Source organism: Streptomyces sp. NPDC033270 (assembly GCF_055576575.1).
Map to the genome: position 1 here is coordinate 43,985 of NZ_JBVIRA010000033.1, position 20,017 is coordinate 64,001.

Annotated in this window: 23 protein-coding genes; 10 read left to right on the forward strand and 13 right to left on the reverse strand. The window is 74.2% G+C overall.

Annotation, left to right across the window (positions count from 1 at the left end; all coding sequences use genetic code 11):
* The gene (locus tag ACZ5XZ_RS34025; protein ID WP_468985277.1) at positions 1–798 is read right to left on the reverse strand and encodes an acetoacetate decarboxylase family protein; all 798 of its coding nucleotides are present in this window, start codon (positions 796–798) and stop codon (positions 1–3) included.
* A gap of 178 nt (positions 799–976) precedes the next feature.
* On the opposite strand from ACZ5XZ_RS34025, the gene ACZ5XZ_RS34030 reads away from it, so the two are divergent.
* From ACZ5XZ_RS34030 to ACZ5XZ_RS34055, 6 genes are all read left to right on the forward strand, one after another.
* Positions 977–1,639, forward strand: a complete 663-nt coding sequence (locus ACZ5XZ_RS34030; protein WP_468985280.1) for a TetR/AcrR family transcriptional regulator — start codon at positions 977–979, stop codon at positions 1,637–1,639.
* 171 nt (positions 1,640–1,810) lie between these two features.
* A complete protein-coding gene (locus ACZ5XZ_RS34035) occupies positions 1,811–2,833 on the forward strand; it encodes a DEDDh family exonuclease (protein WP_468985282.1) in 1,023 nt (340 codons plus the stop codon).
* Between the two features lie 106 nt (positions 2,834–2,939).
* Positions 2,940–3,173: a hypothetical protein gene (locus tag ACZ5XZ_RS34040; protein ID WP_077192103.1), complete on the forward strand. Its 234-nt coding sequence runs from the start codon at positions 2,940–2,942 to the stop codon at positions 3,171–3,173.
* Between the two features lie 81 nt (positions 3,174–3,254).
* Complete coding sequence (locus ACZ5XZ_RS34045; protein WP_468985284.1) at positions 3,255–4,097, forward strand: SURF1 family cytochrome oxidase biogenesis protein; 843 nt, start codon at positions 3,255–3,257, stop codon at positions 4,095–4,097.
* A 110-nt stretch (positions 4,098–4,207) separates the two neighbouring features.
* Entirely contained in the window at positions 4,208–5,992 is a 1,785-nt protein-coding gene (locus ACZ5XZ_RS34050; RefSeq protein ID WP_468985286.1) for a glycoside hydrolase family 15 protein, read from the forward strand.
* Between the two features lie 4 nt (positions 5,993–5,996).
* Positions 5,997–6,752, forward strand: coding sequence for an SDR family oxidoreductase (locus tag ACZ5XZ_RS34055; RefSeq protein WP_468985289.1), 756 nt, complete (start codon positions 5,997–5,999; stop codon positions 6,750–6,752).
* 21 nt (positions 6,753–6,773) lie between these two features.
* On the opposite strand, the gene amaP is transcribed toward ACZ5XZ_RS34055, so the two are convergent.
* From amaP to ACZ5XZ_RS34080, 5 genes are read right to left on the reverse strand one after another with little or no spacing between them, the layout of a single operon-like run.
* Positions 6,774–7,379 (reverse strand): alkaline shock response membrane anchor protein AmaP, encoded by a 606-nt coding sequence (amaP, locus tag ACZ5XZ_RS34060; RefSeq protein ID WP_468985362.1) that lies wholly within the window; start codon positions 7,377–7,379, stop codon positions 6,774–6,776.
* 5 nt (positions 7,380–7,384) lie between these two features.
* The gene (locus tag ACZ5XZ_RS34065) at positions 7,385–8,044 is read right to left on the reverse strand and encodes a DUF6286 domain-containing protein (protein WP_468985291.1); all 660 of its coding nucleotides are present in this window, start codon (positions 8,042–8,044) and stop codon (positions 7,385–7,387) included.
* Positions 8,041–8,433: an Asp23/Gls24 family envelope stress response protein gene (locus ACZ5XZ_RS34070; RefSeq protein ID WP_468985293.1), complete on the reverse strand. Its 393-nt coding sequence runs from the start codon at positions 8,431–8,433 to the stop codon at positions 8,041–8,043. The genes ACZ5XZ_RS34065 and ACZ5XZ_RS34070 overlap by 4 nt, the downstream gene beginning before the upstream one ends.
* A gap of 6 nt (positions 8,434–8,439) precedes the next feature.
* Positions 8,440–8,637 carry a hypothetical protein gene (locus ACZ5XZ_RS34075; RefSeq protein ID WP_384441429.1) on the reverse strand — a complete coding sequence of 66 codons (198 nt, stop codon included), beginning with the start codon at positions 8,635–8,637 and terminating at the stop codon, positions 8,440–8,442.
* A gap of 36 nt (positions 8,638–8,673) precedes the next feature.
* Positions 8,674–9,138, reverse strand: coding sequence for an Asp23/Gls24 family envelope stress response protein (locus ACZ5XZ_RS34080; protein ID WP_468985295.1), 465 nt, complete (start codon positions 9,136–9,138; stop codon positions 8,674–8,676).
* Between the two features lie 207 nt (positions 9,139–9,345).
* Between ACZ5XZ_RS34080 and ACZ5XZ_RS34085 the strand changes: the two genes are divergently transcribed.
* Positions 9,346–10,083: a hypothetical protein gene (locus ACZ5XZ_RS34085; protein ID WP_468985297.1), complete on the forward strand. Its 738-nt coding sequence runs from the start codon at positions 9,346–9,348 to the stop codon at positions 10,081–10,083.
* Between the two features lie 95 nt (positions 10,084–10,178).
* On the opposite strand, the gene ACZ5XZ_RS34090 is transcribed toward ACZ5XZ_RS34085, so the two are convergent.
* The 4 genes from ACZ5XZ_RS34090 to ACZ5XZ_RS34105 form a co-directional block, all read right to left on the reverse strand.
* A complete protein-coding gene (locus tag ACZ5XZ_RS34090; RefSeq protein WP_468985300.1) occupies positions 10,179–10,958 on the reverse strand; it encodes an enoyl-CoA hydratase/isomerase family protein in 780 nt (259 codons plus the stop codon).
* Positions 10,959–11,071: 113 nt separating this feature from the next.
* Positions 11,072–11,293, reverse strand: coding sequence for a helix-turn-helix domain-containing protein (locus ACZ5XZ_RS34095; protein ID WP_030366669.1), 222 nt, complete (start codon positions 11,291–11,293; stop codon positions 11,072–11,074).
* 365 nt (positions 11,294–11,658) lie between these two features.
* Positions 11,659–13,257: an ABC-F family ATP-binding cassette domain-containing protein gene (locus tag ACZ5XZ_RS34100; protein ID WP_468985302.1), complete on the reverse strand. Its 1,599-nt coding sequence runs from the start codon at positions 13,255–13,257 to the stop codon at positions 11,659–11,661.
* Positions 13,258–13,359: 102 nt separating this feature from the next.
* A complete protein-coding gene (locus ACZ5XZ_RS34105; RefSeq protein ID WP_468985305.1) occupies positions 13,360–13,677 on the reverse strand; it encodes a hypothetical protein in 318 nt (105 codons plus the stop codon).
* A 258-nt stretch (positions 13,678–13,935) separates the two neighbouring features.
* Between ACZ5XZ_RS34105 and ACZ5XZ_RS34110 the strand changes: the two genes are divergently transcribed.
* Entirely contained in the window at positions 13,936–14,352 is a 417-nt protein-coding gene (locus tag ACZ5XZ_RS34110) for a VOC family protein (RefSeq protein WP_468985365.1), read from the forward strand.
* A 31-nt stretch (positions 14,353–14,383) separates the two neighbouring features.
* Here the strand turns inward: ACZ5XZ_RS34110 and ACZ5XZ_RS34115 are convergent, their stop codons facing one another.
* The 3 genes from ACZ5XZ_RS34115 to ACZ5XZ_RS34125 form a co-directional block, all read right to left on the reverse strand.
* The gene (locus tag ACZ5XZ_RS34115) at positions 14,384–15,886 is read right to left on the reverse strand and encodes a hypothetical protein (RefSeq protein ID WP_468985307.1); all 1,503 of its coding nucleotides are present in this window, start codon (positions 15,884–15,886) and stop codon (positions 14,384–14,386) included.
* 162 nt (positions 15,887–16,048) lie between these two features.
* Positions 16,049–17,176, reverse strand: coding sequence for an alpha/beta hydrolase (locus ACZ5XZ_RS34120; protein ID WP_468985310.1), 1,128 nt, complete (start codon positions 17,174–17,176; stop codon positions 16,049–16,051).
* Positions 17,177–17,291: 115 nt separating this feature from the next.
* Positions 17,292–17,951, reverse strand: coding sequence for a class II aldolase/adducin family protein (locus ACZ5XZ_RS34125; protein ID WP_468985312.1), 660 nt, complete (start codon positions 17,949–17,951; stop codon positions 17,292–17,294).
* A 456-nt stretch (positions 17,952–18,407) separates the two neighbouring features.
* On the opposite strand from ACZ5XZ_RS34125, the gene ACZ5XZ_RS34130 reads away from it, so the two are divergent.
* Positions 18,408–19,685: an inorganic phosphate transporter gene (locus ACZ5XZ_RS34130; protein WP_468985315.1), complete on the forward strand. Its 1,278-nt coding sequence runs from the start codon at positions 18,408–18,410 to the stop codon at positions 19,683–19,685.
* A gap of 24 nt (positions 19,686–19,709) precedes the next feature.
* Complete coding sequence (locus ACZ5XZ_RS34135; protein ID WP_468985317.1) at positions 19,710–19,946, forward strand: hypothetical protein; 237 nt, start codon at positions 19,710–19,712, stop codon at positions 19,944–19,946.
* Positions 19,947–20,017: the final 71 nt, after the last annotated feature.

Genomic DNA, 20,017 nt, shown 5'->3' on the forward strand with positions numbered 1-20,017 from the left:
TCAGACGCTCCCCTCGGGCGGGCCGTCGAGGATCTGCCGCGGGTCGTCGTAGCGCTGATGGATGTACGGGAGCAGGGCCCGGGCGTCGACCCGCTCGACGACCCGGCCCTTCTGGTCCGTGGTCTTCTCGCCAAGGGTGATCTCCACCAGGGTGCGCACGGGGAGGTCGGCGACCGGGTCGTACATCGACTCGCGCAGGACGACGTCTCCGGTGATCCGCTCCAGCTTCCTGACCTTCTCGTCGCGCAGGCAGTGCACGAGGGCCGGGTCCGCGTCGAAGCCCGAACCGTCCACCGCCGGAAGGAACTTGAAGTAGAAGTCCGTCTTCTGCGACGGCTCCGGGAGGGGCAGGCTGGAGCTGACCGCGCCGCGCACCTCGACGAAGGCGATGCCGTGCCGGGCCAGCGCGGCGCGTACGGTCGGCCCGTCGCGCTCCACCGTCACCTCGCCCAGCTTCTTGGGCTCGCCGAAGACCTCCCGGCCGCCGATCAGCGCCCGCTCGTGGGTCATCGGCATGACCAGCGGATACCAGCCCTCGACGCCGTGGTGCGCGGCCGCGACGGCGACCGAGCCCGCGCCCAGGGGGTAGCCGGGCAGGTCCACCGTGCTGATGGCGGCCCGGACCAGCGGGCGGCCGGTGGGCTTCAGCGGCGGCGGCAGGACGGCCGCGACCGCGTCCGGATCGCTCTCCCAGACGGCGACCACGCCGGTGGACCAGATGTCGGGGAGCTCGGCGGCGGCGGTGCGCGCCGCGGCGATCTCCGCCTCGGTGCGCGCTCCGTAGCGTATGCGTGCCATGTCGTACCGCCCTTCGTCGTGGGTGACTTGCGGGGGTTGACGTGCGGGGTCGTACGGCCGGTCGAGGTGCGGGTGCCGTGGCCGGCGCCGGGCGCGGCACCTGTAACACTGTTACATCGTGCCGGTCGAAGGGTAAAGACCCTTGCGGGAAAGGGAGTTGAAAGGGTAGGTGGGGGGCATGACACGTACCGCGCTGACCAGCGAAGAGGTTCTGGCCACGGCCGCCCGGCTGGTCCGGGCGCACGGCCCCGCCGCGCTGACCATGCGCCGGCTCGCCACGGAGCTGGGCACCGCCGTCACCTCCATCTACTGGCACGTCGGCAACCGCGAGTCCCTGCTGGACGCGCTCGTCGAACGCACCGTCCGGGAGATGGGCGAGATCCACCCCATCGGGCGGACCCCGCACGCGCGCATCGTCTCGGTCGCCCGCGGCCTGCGTACGGCGCTGCGCGAGCGGCCGCAGCTGATCGCGATGGTGCACGAACGCGGCCTGACGGAGCGGATGTTCCTGCCCGCGCAGCAGGCGCTGGTCGGCGAGATGCACACCGCGGGGCTGCGCGGGCGGGCCGCCGCCGAGGCGGTGCGCGCCGTCCAGTTCCAGGTCGTCGGCTTCGTGCTGGTCGAGCGCGCCCGGGAGCGGTCACCCGAGCAGCATCCCAGCGAGGGCGAGCTGTGGGACTCCCCCGCCGCCGGGCACGATCCGGCGCTGGCCCGCGCGCTGGCCGCGCCGGCCGACACGGAGCGGCTCTTCGAGGTCGCGCTGGAGGCGGTGGTGGCCTCGCTGCTCGCGGCCGCGGAGCCCGGGACCCCGCCGAGGCGGGGCGCCGGCCCCGCGTCCTGACGCTCCGCCCGGTCCCGCGAAAGGCCCCCGCTCCCGATCGCGGGCGGGCGAGGACGGCACCCCGCGCCCGGCCCGGGGCCGGCCGGTCGGGCCGTCAACAACCATGCCGCGGGCCCTCGTGGCCGACGGCGGTTCGGTGGCTGTCAGTGGCGGCCCGTATCCTCAGGGACCATGCTCGAAGACCCCATGGCAGCAGCCGGCCCGATCGCGCCGAAGATCGGGCAGCAGCCGGGCCCGCAGACGCCGCCGGCTCCCTGGCCGTCCGGGTATCCCCAGGGATACGCGGTGGTCGACGTGGAGACCACGGGGCTGGCCCGCGACGACCGGATCATCTCCGCGGCCGTGTACCAACTCGACGCGCAGGGCGAGGTCCAGGACCACTGGTACACCCTGGTCAATCCGCAGCGCGATCCGGGGCCGGTGTGGATCCACGGCCTGACGAGCGCCGTGCTCGACGACGCGCCGCTGTTCCCGGATATCGTGCCGCAGCTGTCCGAGCGCCTGGAGGACCGGGTGCTGGTCGCGCACAACGCCATGTTCGACTGGTCGATGATCGCCCGCGAGTACGCCCGCGCCGCGGCCACCGCCCCGGTGCGCCAGCGGCTGTGCACGATCGCGCTCTCCAAGGAGCTGCGGCTGCCGCTGCCCAACCACAAGCTGGAGTCGCTCGCCGCGCATTACGGCGTCGTGCAGCAGCGCGCCCACCACGCGCTGGACGACGCCCGGGTGCTGGCCGAGGCGTTCCGCCCCAGTCTGCGGCGGGCCGCGCGGGAGAATCTGCGGCTGCCGCTGCTGAGCTGCCAGCCGCTGACGGAGTGGTCGGACGCCCCCGCGCCGCGGCAGCGCGCCGCCTCCTCGTCGTACCGCCCGACGTCCTGGCGGCCGTCCCGTAAGCGCCCGGCCTGCCCGTACCCCAATCCGGGGCGCTACGAGGCCGGCGGCCCGCTCGTCCAGGGGATGCGGGTCGCCTTCTCGGGCGACACCTCGGTGGACCGCGAGCTGCTGGAGGACCGGGCGATCGAGGCCGGGCTGCATGTCGCGACGAGCGTGTCCCGGCTGACCAGCCTGCTGGTGACCAACGATCCGGACGCCCAGACCTCCAAGACCAGCAAGGCCGCCGCGTACGGCACGGTCGTGATCGACGAGGCGGCCTTCATGCAGCTGCTGCAGGACGTGCGGCCGGCCGGCCGCTAGGCGGTGGCCGCAAAGTCCCGCCTGGCCGCCTGCTTCCGGGTGAAGCCGGTCCAACACACCCGCCGGCGCCTCGCCCCGCGCGGGGCCCGCCCGCACCCTGTGGCGCATGGCACGTTGTGAGGTCTGCGGAAACGACTACGGGATGACGTTCGAGGTGCACGCGCAGGGCGCGGTGCATGTCTTCGACTGCTTCTCCTGCGCCATCCACCGCATGGCGCCGATCTGTGAGCACTGCCGGGTCCAGATCATCGGCCAGGGCGTCGAGGCCGACGGCAAGTGGTACTGCGGCGCCCACTGCGCCCGCTCGGACGGAAGGGTGGGGATCGTCGACCGGGTCTGAACGGCGGGCCGTGCCTTTCCCGGCGGCCGCCGGGGGGACCCCGGGCTCGGCGGCCGCGGTGCCCCAGGTACCGTCGAAGCCGTGTACCGCTTCCTGTTGTCCCGGCAGTGGGTGATCCTCACCCTCGTGGGTCTCGTGCTGATCCCCGTCATGATCAAGCTGGGCTACTGGCAGCTGCACCGCCATGAGCACAAGGTGGCGCAGAACCAGCTCATCGCCGCCAGCCTGGCCGCCGAGCCGGTCCCGGTCACCGACCTGACCGCGCCCGGCCGGGACCTGCCGCGGCGCGAGATGTGGCGCACGGTCACCGCCACCGGCACCTACGACACCGCCCACGAGGTCGTGGTCCGCCAGCGCACCGCCGCCGACGAGCAGAGCATCGGCTACTACGTCCTGACCCCGCTGGTCCTCGGCGACGGCGACGCCGTCCTGGTCAACCGCGGCTGGATCTCCGCGGGCAACGACCTCACCAGGTTCCCGGACGTCCCGGCCGCCCCCAAGGGCAAGGTCACCGTGACCGGCCGGATGATGGCCGACGAGACCACCGAGGCCAGCGGCATCAAGGACACCAAGGGCCTGCCCGCCCGCCAGGTCATGCTGATCAACAGCAAGGAGCAGGCGAAGCGGACCGGCCGGCCGGTGCTCGGCGGCTATATCGAGCAGACCGCTCCCAAGCAGCCGGGCGGCCCGGAACTGGTGCCCGAGCCGGACCACGACTCCATCGGCCCGCACATGGCGTACGCGATCCAGTGGTGGCTGTTCGCGGCCGCGGTACCGGTCGGCTGGGTGATCCTCGTACGCCGCGAGCGCCGCGACCGCGTGGCGGCCGCGACGAAGAAGGCCGGCGAGGCCGAGGCAGCCCGCGAGAGCGGTCGGGCCCCGGAAGCCGGGACCGCCCGGGAGTCGGCGGACACCACGGCGTAGGGCCGGTCCGACGTTCGGGGCCCAGGGCCGGTCCGACGGGTCGGACAGGCCCTAACCCGGACAGCCGTCACCGCCGAGTAGCGCACCCGTCGGGTGGGAAGAGGCGCTGAATGGCCCCACGCATCGAGGACTACGCGCTCATCGGCGATCTGCAGACCGCCGCACTCGTCGGCCGGGACGGCTCGATCGACTGGCTGTGCCTGCCCCGCTTCGACTCCGGCGCCTGCTTCGCCGCTCTCCTCGGCGGCAAGGACAACGGCCACTGGCGGCTGTCACCGCGGTCCCCCGAGGCCCGCGCCGAGCGTTCCTACCGCGGCGACTCGCTGATCCTCGACACCGTCTGGCACACCCCCGAGGGCCGGGTCCGGGTCACCGACTTCATGCCGCAGCGCGACCGCGCACCCGATGTCGTACGGATCGTCGAGGGCCTCGGCGGCCGCGTCGAGATGCGCGGGGTGCTGCGGCTGCGGTTCGACTACGGGCAGGTGGTGCCCTGGGTGCGCGCCGCCCAGGGCTGCCGGGTCGCGATCGCCGGGCCGGACTCCGTATGGCTGCGCACCCCCTCCCAAGGCAGGACCTACGGCAAGGACTTCAGCACCCGCTCGGACTTCACCGTCGCCGAGGGCGAGCGCACCGCGTTCGTGCTGACCTGGCACCCCTCGCACGAGCCCCGGCCGACCCAGATCGAACCGTTCGAGGCGCTCCGGGACACCCTGGAGGACTGGCACGCGTGGTCCGCGCGCTGCCGCTACAGCGGTCCGCACCGCGCGGCCGTGATCCGCTCGCTGATCACCCTCAAGGCCCTGACCTACGCGCCCACCGGCGGCATCGTCGCGGCCCCCACCACCTCGCTGCCCGAGAAACTGGGCGGCGTCCGCAACTGGGACTACCGCTACTGCTGGCTGCGCGACGCCAGCCTCACCCTGAACTCGCTGCTCCAGGCCGGGTATCTGGACGAGGCCGGCGCCTGGCGGGACTGGCTGCTGCGGGCGGTGGCCGGCGCCCCCGACGATCTGCAGATCATGTACGGGCTGGCCGGTGAGCGTCGGCTGCCGGAGTCCGCACTGCCGTGGCTGACCGGATACGCCGGCTCCGCGCCCGTACGCATCGGCAACGCCGCCGTACAGCAGCGCCAACTCGATGTCTACGGCGAGGTGATCGACTCCTTCCACGTCGCGCGCACGGCCGGGCTGCCGGCGGAGCCGCACGCCTGGAGCATCCAGCGGGCGCTGGTGGACTACCTGGAGTCCACCTGGCGCGACCCCGACGAGGGGCTGTGGGAGATCCGCGGGCCGCGCCGGCACTTCGTGCACTCCAAGGTCATGGCCTGGGTGGCGGCCGACCGGGCGGTGCGGGCGATCGAGGCCGCTCCCCATCTGGGCGGGGACCTCGACCGCTGGCGGGCGATGCGCGACGACGTCCACCGGGAGGTGTGCGAGCAGGGCTACGACGCCGAGCGGGGCGCCTTCACCCAGTACTACGGCTCCGCGGAACTGGACGCCGCGACCCTGCTGATCCCCCGCGTCGGCTTTCTGCCGGGGGACGACCCGAGGGTGACCGGCACCATCGACGCGGTGCGCCGGGAGCTGTCGCAGGACGGGCTGCTGCGCCGCTACAGCACCGAGGGCGGGTCGGTCGACGGGCTGCCGGGTGGTGAGGGCGCGTTCCTGGCCTGCTCGTTCTGGCTCGTCGACGCGCTGGCGCTGAGCGGCCGGCGGGCGGCGGCCGACGAGCTGTTCGCACGGCTGCTGGCGCTGCGCAACGACGTGGGGCTGCTCTCCGAGGAGTACGACCCGGTGGCGCGCCGCCAGCTGGGCAACTTCCCGCAGGCTTTCAGCCATATCGGCCTGGTGGGGACCGCCTTCGGTCTGCTGGACGGGGCACCGGCACACTAGGGCCATGGATCTTGGACTCACCGACCGGACGTACATCGTCACCGGAGCGACCCGCGGCCTGGGCTTCGCCACCGCCCGCGAGCTGACCGCCGACGGCGCCAACGTCGTGCTCACCGGACGCACCGAGGAGAGCGCGGCGGCCGCGGCCGCGAAACTGGGCGAGCGGGCCCTGGGGGTGGCGGCCGACAACGCCGACCCCGACGCCCCGGCGCGCCTGGTGGCGGCGGCCCGCGAGCGCTTCGGCCGCCTGGACGGCGTGCTGATCAGCGTGGGCGGCCCGGCACCCGGCACCGCCGCCGACAACACCGACGACCAGTGGCAGTCGGCCTTCGAGACGGTCTTCCTCGGCGCGGTGCGACTGGCCCGCACCGCCGCCGCCGAGCTCGACGAGGGCGGGGTGATCGGCTTTGTGCTCTCCAGCTCGGTGCACGAACCGATCAGCGGCCTGACCATCTCCAACGGCCTGCGCCCCGGCCTCGCCGGCTTCGCCAAGTCGCTCGCCAACGAGCTGGGCCCGCGCGGCATCCGCGTCGTCGGCGTGATCCCCGGCCGGATCGCCACCGACCGGATGACCCAGCTCGACGCGCTCTCCGGCGACCCCGAGGGCTCCCGCGCCCGCAACTCCGCCGCGATCCCGCTGGGCCGCTACGGCAAGCCCGAGGAGTTCGGCCGCGCCGCCGCCTTCCTGCTGTCGCCGGCGGCGTCGTACGTCACCGGCGTGATGGTGCCGGTGGACGGCGGTTCCCGGCGCAGCTTCTGAGCGGGCGGCGCCGGGGCGTGCCTAACTGACCCGCTCCGCCCGGTGTTTGACGGCCTGCAGGCGGACCTTCGCCGGCAGCCGGTCGAGCCCGGCGGAGCGGCGGGCGTGGGCCACCGTCTCGTCCGACAGGCGCCGAACGACGGTCCCCGGGTCGGCGTGCGGTGCGAGGGCCAGCACGGCGCGGACCCGGGGCTCGCCACGGCGGCCGGTGAGCCGGACACCGGCCCGTTCGACGCCCTCCAGGGACTCCGTTTCGGCGACGAGTACGCCCTCCAGGGCCCTGCCGCGCAGCAGGGCGCCCTCGCCGTCGCCGCTGTCGACGAGGATCGCGTCCAGCCGGTGCCGGCGCAGCTGGACCAGCAGCCACCACAGCATCAGCACGACGAGGACGGCCAGGGCGACGATGACGACCGGCCACCACCAGCCCTGGTCCGTCCAGCGGGTGCGCTGGTGCGCGGAGAGCAGCACGCCGTCGGGGCCGGGCCAGGGCCACCCGGCGGGCAGGTCCAGCTGCCACCTCGCGGGCAGGCCGAGCCCGCCGAGCAGCACCAGCCCGCCGGTGCCGAGCAGCAGCACGCCGGCCAGGCCGATCAGCACCCGGTTGGCCGTTCTGCGGACCTGGCGCATCGCGCTCACCTCTTCTTCGGGCGCCGGACGTGCACGGTCAGCGCGAGCCCGTGGGCCAGGCCCAGCTGTCGCAGGCCGTCGCCGAGCGCGGTGTCGAGGTCGGCGCGGACCTCGTCCAGCGCGCGGAAGTGCGACACGGCGTGCGCCGTGGCCCTGCGGCGGCCGACGGTCATCCGTACGGACTGGACCCCGGCGACCTCCATGGCGCGGTCGCGCAGCACCAGTGCGGCGGCCGCCCGGTCCAGGCCGGCCCGGATGCCCGGGGCGGCGGGCCGCATCGGCAGCACCTGGCGCAGACCGGGGGTGACGGCCAGCACGATCAGCCAGATGCCGAGGACCACCGCCAACGCGGCGGCGGCCAGGAGCCAGGGCTCGTCGAGGGGGACGGTGGCCAGTCGGCGGGCGAGCCACCGGCGCCAGGCCATCGCGGGGCGGTGCGCGCGCACCGCGGCCACGTCGTAGAGCAGCAGGCCCGCGGCGCCCAGCACTACCAGCGCGACCACGGCGGCGGGCACCCGGCGGGCGGACCACCAGCGCCCGGTCCGGCCGTCGTCGGGGCCGGCGGGCGGCGGCCCGTCGTCCGCGCCCGGAGCCTGGTCGGGCGGCTGGTCGCCGAGCGTGGGCAGGCGCCGGGTGTCCGGCGCTTCGGCGGCGTCGTCGCTCATCGCACCCTCTCCCGGCCCCTGCCCTCCAGCAGTGGTGAGCGCAGCCGCTCGACCTCCACCGCCACCTCGGGCACCGCCATGCTCGCCAACTCCGTCACCCGTTCGGTGACGTGACGACGCACCAGGCGGCACTGGGCGCCGATGTCCGAGGGGTAGCCCAGCTCCACCGCGACCCGTACCCGGGCCTCGCCGAGGTGCTCGCGGTCCTCGCGCCGGTGGACGGTCACCGTCGCATGCGCGTCCGTACGGCCGTGCGGGGACTCGGCGCGCAGCGCCTCCCGCGCGGCCTGCGCGGCAATCTTCGCCACCACCCGGTCCGCGATGCTGGTCGCGCCCCGCTCGCCCGCCGGTACGTCAGCGGCAGCGGCCGGCACGGGCCCCGTCGCCACCCGGCCTCACCGCCGCCGGTCGTCGCGGTCGCTGCTGCGGGTGCGGAAGAAGTCGCCCGCCTCCAGGTCCCCGTCCAGGAACTTGCCGGCCACGAAGCCGATCAGGCCCAGCGCCGCCACCACCACGAAGGCACCGAAGCCGCCGAAGTATCCGGCGAAGCCCAGCGCCATACCGGCCAAGAGGCCGACCACGGCCATGCTCATCGTGCGCTCCTTCGCTGCCGCTCCGGACGGGCCCGCTCACTGGAGCCGCGGTTCGGCTTCCTCTTCTTCGTCCGCCTCGTCGGGCAGCTTGACGTCGCTGACCGCGATGTTGACCTCGACGACCTCCAGGCCCGTCATCCGCTCCACGGCGGCGATGACGTGCTCCCGGACGGTCCGCGCGACATCGGCGATGGAGACGCCGTAGTCGACCACGATCTCCAGGTCCAGCGCGGTCTGCACCTCACCGACCTCGGCCTTCACCCCGCGCGTCGCGGTGGCCGACCGGCCGCCGCCACCGGGCACCTTGTCGCGTACGGCGCCGAGCGTACGGGCCAGGCCGCTGCCCATGGCGTGCACGCCGACGACGTCCCGGGCCGCGAGACCGGCGATCTTCTCCACCACACCGTCGGCGATGGTGGTGCGCCCACGGGACGCGGGGTCGCCGCCACCCCTCTTGACCGGTGCCCTGCCCCCCTCTGCGTGCTGCTGGCTCTCGCTCATCGCCGTGTCCCTTTCCGCGGGGAGAAGCGGGCCGCCCGCTCCGATCACCACACTAGGCCGGGTGCCCCGGGACCGCTCCGGGGATGTGGCAGTGGAGTGCCCCACGGTGCCGCCGGGCACACCGGCCTGCCGTACGGGCCGGTCTGCGGCAGGCTGGGGACGTCGTCCGGGACGGGCCGGGGTCTCCTGCCCAGAAAGGGGTGCGCGATGACCGCGAACCAGTTGTCGCAGGCGGTGCGCCGGCAGCTCGGGATCGGGCGGGTGCTGCCGCTGGGCGGGCCCGCGGACGGGTCCTGGATCACCGAGCGGGCGGCCGCCGGGGCGCTGCGCGCGGGCGCCGCGACCCCGGCCGGGGTGCGCATCGGCACGCTGCGGCTGTCGGTCGCCGACCCCGGGCACGCGCCCGAACCCGCGGTGCCGGCGCCGCCGAGCGCGTTGCCGCCGGGCCCGCTGCGGATCGAGGCGGACTTCGAGGTGGCAGCCGCGGCCGCCGACCGGCCGCTGCCCGCCGTCGCCGACCAGGTCCGCGCGGCGCTGCTGGAGGCGGCCGTCCAGGACCTGGGGCTGGTGGTGGTCGTGGTGGATCTGCGGGTGAGCGGGCTGCTGGAGGCGGGCGAGGAGGCGGCACCCGCGCCCCACCCGCCCCGCGGCGAGCCCCCGGTGGCCGCTCCCGCGGCGGGCGACCGGACCGGTGCGACGCAGGAGGGTCCGGCGGGGATCGCCGCCGTCGCGCAGGGGGTTACGGGCGTGGCCCGGCTGGCGCCGGCGCTCGGCGGGCCGTCACGTCCGGTGCGGCTGGCCGAGGGCCATGCGCTGGTCCAGCTGGCGATCGCGGCCGGTCACCGCGCGCTGGATGTCGCGCACGCCGTACGGGAGGCGGTGGCGGCCGCGCCAGCCGCGCCGTCGACGGTCGCGGTGCTGGTCACGGCCGTGGAGCGGGACTGACGGGGGCTACCGGCGAAGCGGTACCGGGCGTGCCGCGGCCGGGCGGGAGCCGTCGGGCCGCCCGGCCGGCCGCGGACGCCGGCACTCGCCCGCTGCTACTCCCCCACGCCCGCGAGATCGCGCAGCCGGCGTGCCTGGGCGGCCCGCTCGGCGATGCGCTGCTCCTCGTACGTACGGTCGGCGGCGCCGGCCAGCAGGGCCTTGGTCTCGATGACGGCGTCCCGGGGCGGGGCGGTGAGCGCGGCGGCCAGGTCGGCCACCGCGGCGTCGAGCTCGTCCCCGGGCACGACGAGGTTGGCGAGGCCGATCCGCTCGGCCTCCTCGGCGTGCACGAAGCGCCCCGTGGCGCAGATCTCCAGCGCCCGGGCGTAGCCCACCAGCCCGACCAGGGGGTGGGTGCCGGTCAGGTCCGGTACGAGTCCCAGGCTGGTCTCGCGCATGGCGAACTGCACGTCCTGCGCGACCACCCGCAGATCGCAGGCGAGGGCGAGCTGGAAGCCCGCGCCGATGGCGTGCCCCTGCACGGCCGCGATGGACACCAGGTCGTTCCGCCGCCACCAGGTGAACGCTTCCTGGTACTCGGCGATCGTGGCGTCCAGTGCGCTGTCCGTGCCGCGCGCCATGTCGATGAACGACGGCTCGCCGTCGAAGCCTTCGGGCGTGAACGCCTGGCGGTCCAGACCGGCGGAGAAGGACCTGCCCTCACCGCGCAGCACCGCGACCCGGACGTTTCCCGGCAGCAGCGAGCCCGCCTCGGCCAGCGCCCGCCACATGGCAGGCGACTGCGCATTGCGCTTGGCCGCGTTGGCGAGGGTCACCGTGGCGATATCACCGTCCACGTCGAGCCGCACGCCGTCCTTGTCGAGCAGAGTCATGAGCGCCTCCGAGTCAGCCAGCCGCACCTGCGTGCGTAAGTGACTGAACGGTAACCTCCCGGTCGACGGCTCGGTCGACCGGGGGGATACCGCGGTACCCAAAGGCGCGGCCGTCAGGCCGAGGCGGCCTTCTTGCCCCTTGTGGCTCCACCGCGACCGCGCAGGATCACACCGGATTCGCTGAGCATCCGATGCACGAATCCATAGGAGCGGCCGGTTTCCTCGGCCAGCGCCCGGATGCTCGCACCGGAGTCGTACTTCTTCTTCAGGTCTGCCGCGAGCTTCTCGCGCGCGGCGCCGGTCACCCGGCTGCCCTTCTTCAGAGTCTCGGCCACCCGTGCCTCCTCGTGGGAAGTGCGCTCTGGACTCTCATGATCACCCCTCCCCGGCTTCCTGGCCACCCATTCCGCAAGGTTCGGTGCGACATCCTTCGCCGGCGGACACCCGGCCGCGGGGGACGGAACCTCTTATTCCGGTCGTTCCGAGAGCCGACCGGCCCCGGGGCGCCGCGAGAAGCCGCAGGTCAGATGACATGCGGCCGAAAAAGCACCGGCCGGGCCCCACGGGCCCGGCCGGATGCCGCAGGCTCGCCGGTGTACGAGCCGTTCTCACTCAGATGATGGATCACACGTCGGCCGAATGATCCATACGGGCTTGATCCGACCGCCCGCGTGACTCCTGCGCCGGGCCGCCGCGCCGGTCAGGCCAGTGCGACCAGGTCCGCGTAGTCCTGGCCCCACAGGTCCTCGACGCCGTCCGGCAGCAGGATGATGCGCTCGGGCTGCAGCGCGTCCACCGCCCCCTCGTCGTGCGTCACCAGGACCACCGCACCGGTGAAGGTGTGCAGCGCGCCGAGGATCTCCTCGCGGCTGGCCGGGTCGAGGTTGTTGGTGGGCTCGTCGAGCAGCAGGACGTTGGCGGAGGAGACGACCAGCGTCGCCAGGGCGAGCCGGGTCTTCTCGCCGCCGGAGAGCACCCCGGCGGGCTTGTCGACGTCGTCCCCGGAGAACAGGAACGAGCCGAGCGTCTTGCGGATGGCGACCAGGTCCATGTCCGGAGCGGCCGAGCGCATGTTCTCCAGGACCGTGCGGTCCGGGTCCAGGGTCTCGTGCTCCTGGGCGTAGTAGCCGAGCTTGAGGCCGTGGCCGGGGCGGACCTCGCCGGTGTCCGGCCGCTCGACGCCGGCCAGCAGGCGCAGCAGGGTGGTCTTGCCCGCGCCGTTCAGGCCCAGGATGACGACCCGGGAGCCCTTGTCGATGGCCAGGTCGACGTCGGTGAAGATCTCCAGGGAGCCGTAGGACTTCGACAGGCCCTCGGCGGTGAGCGGGGTCTTGCCGCACGGCGCCGGGTCCGGGAAGCGCAGCTTGGCGACCTTGTCGGAGACCCGTACCGCATCCAGGCCGGCGAGCAGCTTGTCGGCGCGCTTGGCCATGTTCTGCGCGGCGACGGTCTTGGTGGCCTTGGCCCGCATCTTGTCGGCCTGGGAGTTGAGCGCCGCGGCCTTCTTCTCGGCGTTCGCCCGCTCGCGCTTGCGGCGCTTCTCGTCGGCCTCGCGCTGCTGCTGGTAGAGCTTCCAGCCCATGTTGTAGACGTCGATCTGCGACCGGTTGGCGTCGAGGTAGAAGACCTTGTTGACGACGGTCTCGACCAGGTCGACGTCGTGCGAGATGACGATGAAGCCGCCGCGGTAGGTCTTGAGGTAGTCGCGCAGCCAGACGATGGAGTCGGCGTCGAGGTGGTTGGTCGGCTCGTCGAGCAGCAGGGTGTCGGAGTCCGAGAAGAGGATCCGGGCCAGCTCGACGCGGCGGCGCTGGCCACCGGAGAGGGTGTGCAGCGGCTGGCCGAGGATGCGGTCGGGCAGGCCCAGGCTGGCGGCGATGGTCGCGGCCTCGGCCTCGGCGGCGTACCCGCCCTTGGTCAGGAACTCGGTCTCCAGGCGCTCGTACTTCTTCATCGCCTTTTCGCGGGTGGCGCCCTTGCCGTTGGCCATCCGGTCCTCGTTCTCGCGCATCTTGCGCAGCACGGTGTCCAGATCGCGGGCGGACAGGATGCGGTCGCGGGCGAGCACGTCCATGTCGCCGGTGCGCGGGTCCTGCGGCAGATAGCCGACCTGGCCGCCGCGGGTGACCGTGCCCGCGGCGGGGATGCCCTCGCCGGCCAGCACCTTGGTGAGGGTGGTCTTGCCGGCGCCGTTACGGCCGACGAGGCCGATGCGGTCGCCCTTGGCGATACGGAAGGAAGCGGACTCGATGAGGACGCGGGCGCCGGCGCGCAGCTCGAGGCCGGAGGCGGTGATCACGGAAAAAGCTCCAGGGCAGGAAGACGGCGGATTGGACGGGACGGTCCGAGAGCGGGCTGCGCCGTCTAATGAACCCAAAGGAGAACTGCCATGGGAGGCAGTCTAACGGGCCGGTGCAAGTAGTTTTTCCGGACCGCCACCGGGGGCGCCGCCCGTCGGGGTGCGCCCCGCGGCGACCTGCCCGGAGGCGTCCACGGCGACCGGCCGGCCCCGCTCGGCGACGGGGACCGGCGGCTTCCGGCGCGCCTCGCCGTCACCGGGCAGGGCGTCGGGCGCGACGGTGCGGCGGTCGCCGTGCGGGGCGGGAGCGCGGGCGGCGGTGGCCGACGGCAGGGTGAGGAGGGCGGCGACGAGGGGGACGGCCACGGGGCACAGGCCGCGCCCGATGCGCCCGCCGGGGGCGGTGGGAGGTGTGGACACCCGGGTCCCCTTCGTCGGAGATCGTCGGATATCTGCCGGTCGAGCGACGAGCGTAGCGACGGACGAAGGGGCCCGGGGAGCGCTCCGGGGCGACACGGCGGGCGGCCGGCGGCGCGTCCCCCGTTCGGCCGGGGAGCCGGGCGGGCGGCCGGCCGGCGCGGGCCGGGCGTTGTCAGACCCCGGTGCGAGACTGTGAGTCGGGTCACTCAGAGCTGTTCGATCCGCAACTCGACGCTCAGGAAGGGGTCGGTGATCACCATGGCAGGCGCGACGACGGGCGCACCGACGATGTGTCCGACGGTGCTCTACAGGGATGCCCAGGCCGCCATCGAGCAGCTGACGGAGGCCTTCGGCTTCACCGTCGGCGCCAAGTACGAGGGCGAGGACGGCATGGTGCTGCACGCCGAACTCTCCTACGGCAACGGCGTGGTGATGCTCGGCTCGAAGGGCCGCGGCGGCATCTTCGACACGGCGATGGGCGACGCCGGCCCGGCCGGTGTCTACGTCGTGGTCGAGGACGCCGACGCGCACTTCAAACGGGCCGAGCAGGCCGGTGTGGAGATCCTGATGCCGCCCACCGACCAGGACTACGGCTCCCGGGACTACATGGCCAGGGACGCCGAGGGCAACATCTGGAGCTTCGGCACCTACGCCCCGGGCGGCGGCGGGGCCTGAGCCGCGGCCCGGCCCCGCACGCCGTCCCGGGTCAGGCGCCGCCGGTGTGGACCTGGAACGCCGCCCGGCGGACGGCCTTGGCCAGTGCCGGATCGGGGTGGGCCGCGGCCAGCGCGACCAGCACCTGGACGGTGCGGGGGTGTCCGACGGCGCGCACCTCCGCAAGGAGGCGCGGCACGGAGCCCTGGACCGCCGAGTCGAGGTGGCGCACCAGCAGTTGGGTCTCACCGTGGTCGGCGACCGCCGCCGCGGTGTCCACCCACAGCCAGGTCGACTCCTCGCGGGTGAGCACGTCGGGCGCGGTCTCCGGGTCGCCGCCCTCGTGCTCGACCAGCCACAGCAGGGCGTAGGGGCGAAGGCCGGGCTCGTCGGCGGCGGCGCGCACGGCGGGCTCGGCCGGTGCGCCGACCGCGCGCAGCGCCTCGAAGGCCAGGCCGCGCAGCAGCGCGTCCTCGCCTCGGGCCACGGTCAGCAGTTCCTCGACGGCCGAGCCGACGGAGCGGGCGGCGAGCCAGGCGCGGTATTCGGCGCGGGCCGGTCCCGGGGTCAGCCGGGCGCAGCCGCGCAGCATCGCCTCCGCGGACTGCTCGATATGGCCGGCCGGGCTCTGCGCGGCGACGCAGATCTGCTCCAGCTTGACCCACACCGACCAGTTGCCGAGCGGCGTCAGCTGCGCCTCGGACGCGTCGTGGGCTCCCTGGTAGGCGTCGCCGTATCCGCCGTCGAAGGACCCGCCCTCGCGGGAGCGGCCCCCCGCGCCGTGCGGCGGCACCAGCGCGCCGACGGTCAGCAGTGCGTCCAGCGCCCAGCCCAGCAGTTCGGCCAGCGACGCCCCCGCGGCGTCGTCGGCCGGTCCCGCCGCCCCGGCCGTGCCGGTGCCCTCGCAGTTGCCGGGTTCCTGCCCGTAGGGGACCTCGCAGCGCTCCGTGCGCAGTTCGCTGACGCGCTGTTCGAGCATGTCGAGCAGCACCGGCAGCCGGACGGGCCCGGCCGACAGATGCAGCAGGGACAGCAGCTGCGGCAGCGCCTCGACGACTTCGGCGACGATGGCGGGACCGGCGCCGGCAGGAGTGGGGCAGGCCAGCGACCAGGCGTCGAAGAGCGCGACCCAGCCGCGCAGCACGGCCGTGTCGTCGCGGTCCCAGGCCCGCAGCCGCCAGCCGGGCCGGGCGAGGCCGTCGTGGAGTTCGACGAGTCCGGCGAGCCGGGCCCGGTCCCAGTCGACGCGGACCTGCTGCGGCGTCAGGCCGAGGGCTTCGGCGGCGCGTTCCACGGCGGCCGTCGGCAGCGCCCCGTCCGGGCCGGCCCGCAGACTGCCGCCGGCGCCACCGACGCTGTCGGCCCAGCGGGCGAGCCGGGCCGCACCGGCCAGCACGGCGCGGGCCTGCCGGGCCAGCTCCGCGGGCGGCGGGGTGCCCTCGGGCGGGCGGGGTGCCGGGCGCTTGGCCCGGGTTGTCACCGCCCGGCGGGCGGCCGCAACCGGTTGACGGGGGACGAGTCGGAGCCGGGAGTCGCGCGGAGTACGGGACGTCACAGGAGCAGTCTTGCCGCTGACGGCCCGAAAGCCCAATCGGAACCCGGCTTGCGATCTAGTGGAGCGGCGTCGTCGCGCCGACCCATCCTGGATGTGGGGAGTTGTCCCCCCGTACGCCCGGGCGTCACCAAGGCCGCGCCGCCGGGGACGGGGCGGGCGGCGCTACATCAAGGGCGTGAGGAAGCGGCGCAGCGCCTCCTCGTAGCCGCTGGGGTCGGCGTTCCACATCGCGGCGTGCGGGGCGTGCGGCACCGCCTGAAGGGTGACCAGCTCCGGACGGCGGGCGGCGAAGGAGCGGGAGGCCGCCCAGGGGGCGATCAGGTCGTCGGGGCCGTGGAAGAGCAGCGTGGGGACGTTCAGCTCGGCCGGGTCGGCGGCGTCGGCCGGCCGGTCCACGGGCATCCCGGTGGCGCCCTCGGCGGCCCGTACGACCAGCGGCAGCAGGGCCCGCGGGGCTCCCCGGGCGGCGGCCAGCGCACGGACCGTGGCGTGCCGGTCGAGGACGGGTGAGTCCAGGATCAGTCCGCTGATCCGGTCGCGCAGCGCGGAGTGGGCGGCGGCGCGCAGCGCCATGGTCGCGCCGACGGACCAGCCGTAGAGCACGATGTCCCGGGCGCCGTAGCGGACCGCGTAGCGGATCGCGGCGTCCAGATCGCGCCATTCGGTGTGGCCGAGGTGGTTGATGCCGTCGGCGGTGCGCGGGGCGCCGAGGTCGTTGCGGTAGGCCAGGTCCAGTACGGGCAGCCGGTGGCGGTGCAGGAACGGCATCACGACCATGGGGTGCTCGCGGGTGGTGCCCAGACCGTGCGCGGTGATGACCCAGGTGTCGCGTACGGCGGGGACGAACCACGCCGGGAGGGGGCCCAGTTCGCCGGGGATGTCGACATCGGCGCAGTCGAGGCCCAGGGCGTCGCGGGGGTTGCCGATGTGCACCTGCGGGGTGAGCCGCATCCGTTTGCCCGGCTTGAGGCTGCCGTGGGTGACCCGCTCCAGGCGGCGTACGACGGCGTCGACGGGGTGCGGGGCGCCGTGGACGACGGAGCCGACCACGGCGTGGCAGCCCGAGCCGGTGAGGCCGTAGGTGCCGGGCCGCAGGGAGACCAGGCTGCGGGTGAGGGCGATGCGCTCGTCGGTGGCGGAGTGCACCGTGAGGCGGGAGTCGCCGGGGAGGGGGTGGTCGGGCGAGGGTTTCAGGGCGACGTCGCCGGCGTACCGGCCGACCGCCACGGCGGCCGCCCCGGCACCGATCACGGTGGCGGCGGCCACGGCCGCCGCGGTACCCAGACGCACCACACCAGTGTGCGCAGCGGTCCCGGGTGCGGCCACTCGGCGGGTCGGCGGACGGCGGGCCAGGCGGGAGGGCGGGCGCCGGACGCGGTGCGGACGGCGGCCGCGGCGGCGGCCTTCAGTCCCGGCGCTGGCCGTAGCCGCGCAGCCGCTCGCCGGCCTCCGCCAGCTCGCCGGCCGACAGCAGGCTCGGGGCGCGCCCCGGCACGGACTGCGCGGTGAGCCAGACCCGGCACATCCACTCCAGTTGGGCGGTGCGGTCCAGTGCCTGGTCGAGGCTGTCGCCGTAGGTGAGGGTGCCGTGGTTCTGCAGCAGCGCGCCGGTGCGGTCGCGGAGCGCTTCGAGCAGGTGGGCGGCGAGCTCGTCGCTGCCGTAGAGGGCGTAGGGGGCGACGCGTACCGGGCCGCCGAGCGCCGCGGCCATGTAGTGGATCGGCGGGAGTTCGGTGACGAGGGTGGAGACGGCGGTGGCGTGCGGGGCGTGGGTGTGGACGACGGCGGTGGCCGTGGTGCTGCGGTAGACCGCCAGGTGCATGGGGAGTTCGCTGGTCGGCCGGAGGGCGCCGATGATCTGGCGCCCTTCGAGGTCCACGGCGGTGGTGTCGCCGGGCCCGAGCCGGTCGTAGGGGACGCCGCTGGGGGTGACCAGGACCAGGTCCTTCAGCCGGCGGGAGACATTGCCCGAGGTGCCGACGACCAGCCCGTCGGCGACGGTTGTGCGGGCGGTGGCGACCAGTTCGCTCCAGGCGGCGGCGAGCTGGTCGGGGTGGTCCTTCATGGGTCCTCCGGCGCGGTGCGGCGAATGCGGATGCGGTCCGCGTCACCGTACGAGCGGGCGGGGGAAGGGTACGCCGGGGGCCCACCGGTCCGCTATCCGCCATTTGGGGATAACTATGACACTGCGGGCGATTGGCCGGATTTAAACCGTCTTGCGACGATCATCCGTTAACGTCGAAACGAATTGCCCTGCACCCGGCTCCACGGCAGAGCCCTCCGCGCGCCTCCTCGGCTCCGCGGCGACCACCGGGACGACCTGGGCCCGTGCGACGGGTCCGGCTCCAGCTGGCATACCTCAAGAAGTTCGCCGACGGGTGATGCGGAAGTGACGTGAGATACACCTCCGCGTGAACACTGCGGGCGCGTCATCGCCGCGCCCGTCCCAGTTCACTTTCCGTTCACCCACCCTCCGTACGGTCCCGAGCGACACTGACCTTCGAACTGATTGCCTGGGTGAATGGAACACATCACGCTTCTCATCGGGATCGTGATCGTCACGGCCTTGGTGTTCGACTTTACGAACGGCTTCCACGACACGGCCAACGCGATGGCCACCACCATTTCCACCGGCGCCTTGCGACCCAAGACCGCGGTGGCGATGTCAGCGGCACTGAACCTCGTCGGAGCGTTTCTGTCGGTGGAGGTCGCCAAGACCATCTCCGGCGGGATCATCGACGAGAGTGCGGGCATCAGACCTGAAGTGATCTTCGCCGGCCTGGTCGGCGCCATCATCTGGAACCTGCTGACCTGGCTCGCGGGTCTCCCCTCCAGCTCCTCCCACGCGCTCTTCGGCGGTCTGATCGGCGCGACGCTGGTCTCCGTCGGTACGAACGGTGTGCACGGCGGGGCCGTGGTCATGAAGGTCCTGATCCCGGCGGTGGCCGCCCCGATCGTCGCCGGCCTGGCCGCCACGGCCGCCACCCGGCTCACCTACCGGCTGGCCCGGGGCCGTGCCGAGGCCGACACCGCCAAGGGCTACCGCGCCGGGCAGATCGCCTCGGCCGCCCTGGTCTCGCTCGCCCACGGCACCAACGACGCCCAGAAGACCATGGGTGTGATCACCCTCGCGCTGATCACCGGCGGTGTGGTCGCCCCGCACGCCGACCCGCCGATGTGGGTCATCGCCTCGGCCGGTCTGGCCATCGCGCTCGGCACGTACCTGGGCGGCTGGCGGATCATCCGCACGATGGGCAAGGGCATCACCGACATCCAGCCGCCGCAGGGCTTCGCCGCCCAGACCGGCGCCGCGGCCACCATCCTGGCCTCCTCCCACCTCGGCTTCGCGCTCTCCACCACCCAGGTCTGCTCCGGTTCCGTGATGGGTTCGGGCCTGGGCCGCAAGGGCGGCGTGGTGCGCTGGTCCACGGCCGGCCGGATGGTCGCCGCCTGGGCCCTGACGCTGCCGGCCGCCGGTGCGGTCGCGGCGGGCGCCGCCTTCCTGGCCAAGCAGGGCGACTGGGGCGTGGCCGCGGTGGCGGTCCTCGCGCTCGGCATCTGCGGCGCGATCTGGGCGGCCTCCCGGCGCAAGCCCATCGACCACACCAACGTCAACGAGGGCCCCGCCACGGAGCCGGTGGGCGTGGTGACCGCCGCGCTGCGCACCGTCAGCCCGCCGCCGGCCGGCCAGCCGGCCCCGCAGGCCGACGCCTCCCAGGACTCCGACGCGCCGGCGGCCGACGCCGACGCCCCCACCCCTCCCGCCCCGCGCGCCCAGGCCGCGACGGTCACCCGCTAGCGGCTCTCACCTAAGGAAAACTGCATGAGCATCGACTGGGCAGCTCTCGGCCAGGTCTTCGGCGTCAGCCTCGTGGTGACGGTCGGGATCGTGGGCCTGTTCACCGTCGGCATCGTCGGCACCTCCGGCACGTCGGGCCAGGAGGGCGAGGCCGCGGTGGCCACGGCCCCCGGTGCGGGCGCGCGAGCCGGTGCGGTGGCCGCCTTCGCCCTGTGCGCGGCGGCCGTGGCGTACGGCATCTATCTGATCGTCGCCGGCTGACGCGTCCGCCACACGGCGGCGGACGAACGGCGACACGGACGACACCCGAGGCGTCCGGTGGAACGCGGCAG

Bases quoted from the DNA above. Each gene is read 5' to 3' on its own strand.
- ACZ5XZ_RS34055 (WP_468985289.1), top strand. From the start codon at position 5,997: ATGGATCTTGGACTCACCGACCGGACGTACATCGTCACCGGAGCGACC.
- ACZ5XZ_RS34040 (WP_077192103.1), top strand. From the start codon at position 2,940: ATGGCACGTTGTGAGGTCTGCGGAAACGACTACGGGATGACGTTCGAG.
- ACZ5XZ_RS34090 (WP_468985300.1), bottom strand. From the start codon at position 10,958: ATGACTCTGCTCGACAAGGACGGCGTGCGGCTCGACGTGGACGGTGAT.
- ACZ5XZ_RS34110 (WP_468985365.1), top strand. From the start codon at position 13,936: ATGGCAGGCGCGACGACGGGCGCACCGACGATGTGTCCGACGGTGCTC.
- ACZ5XZ_RS34025 (WP_468985277.1), bottom strand. From the start codon at position 798: ATGGCACGCATACGCTACGGAGCGCGCACCGAGGCGGAGATCGCCGCG.
- ACZ5XZ_RS34035 (WP_468985282.1), top strand. From the start codon at position 1,811: ATGCTCGAAGACCCCATGGCAGCAGCCGGCCCGATCGCGCCGAAGATC.
- ACZ5XZ_RS34065 (WP_468985291.1), bottom strand. From the start codon at position 8,044: ATGAGCGACGACGCCGCCGAAGCGCCGGACACCCGGCGCCTGCCCACG.
- ACZ5XZ_RS34135 (WP_468985317.1), top strand. From the start codon at position 19,710: ATGAGCATCGACTGGGCAGCTCTCGGCCAGGTCTTCGGCGTCAGCCTC.
- ACZ5XZ_RS34050 (WP_468985286.1), top strand. From the start codon at position 4,208: ATGGCCCCACGCATCGAGGACTACGCGCTCATCGGCGATCTGCAGACC.
- amaP (WP_468985362.1), bottom strand. From the start codon at position 7,379: ATGCGCCAGGTCCGCAGAACGGCCAACCGGGTGCTGATCGGCCTGGCC.
- ACZ5XZ_RS34080 (WP_468985295.1), bottom strand. From the start codon at position 9,138: ATGAGCGAGAGCCAGCAGCACGCAGAGGGGGGCAGGGCACCGGTCAAG.
- ACZ5XZ_RS34125 (WP_468985312.1), bottom strand. From the start codon at position 17,951: ATGAAGGACCACCCCGACCAGCTCGCCGCCGCCTGGAGCGAACTGGTC.
- ACZ5XZ_RS34085 (WP_468985297.1), top strand. From the start codon at position 9,346: ATGACCGCGAACCAGTTGTCGCAGGCGGTGCGCCGGCAGCTCGGGATC.
- ACZ5XZ_RS34130 (WP_468985315.1), top strand. From the start codon at position 18,408: ATGGAACACATCACGCTTCTCATCGGGATCGTGATCGTCACGGCCTTG.
- ACZ5XZ_RS34075 (WP_384441429.1), bottom strand. From the start codon at position 8,637: ATGAGCATGGCCGTGGTCGGCCTCTTGGCCGGTATGGCGCTGGGCTTC.
- ACZ5XZ_RS34030 (WP_468985280.1), top strand. From the start codon at position 977: ATGACACGTACCGCGCTGACCAGCGAAGAGGTTCTGGCCACGGCCGCC.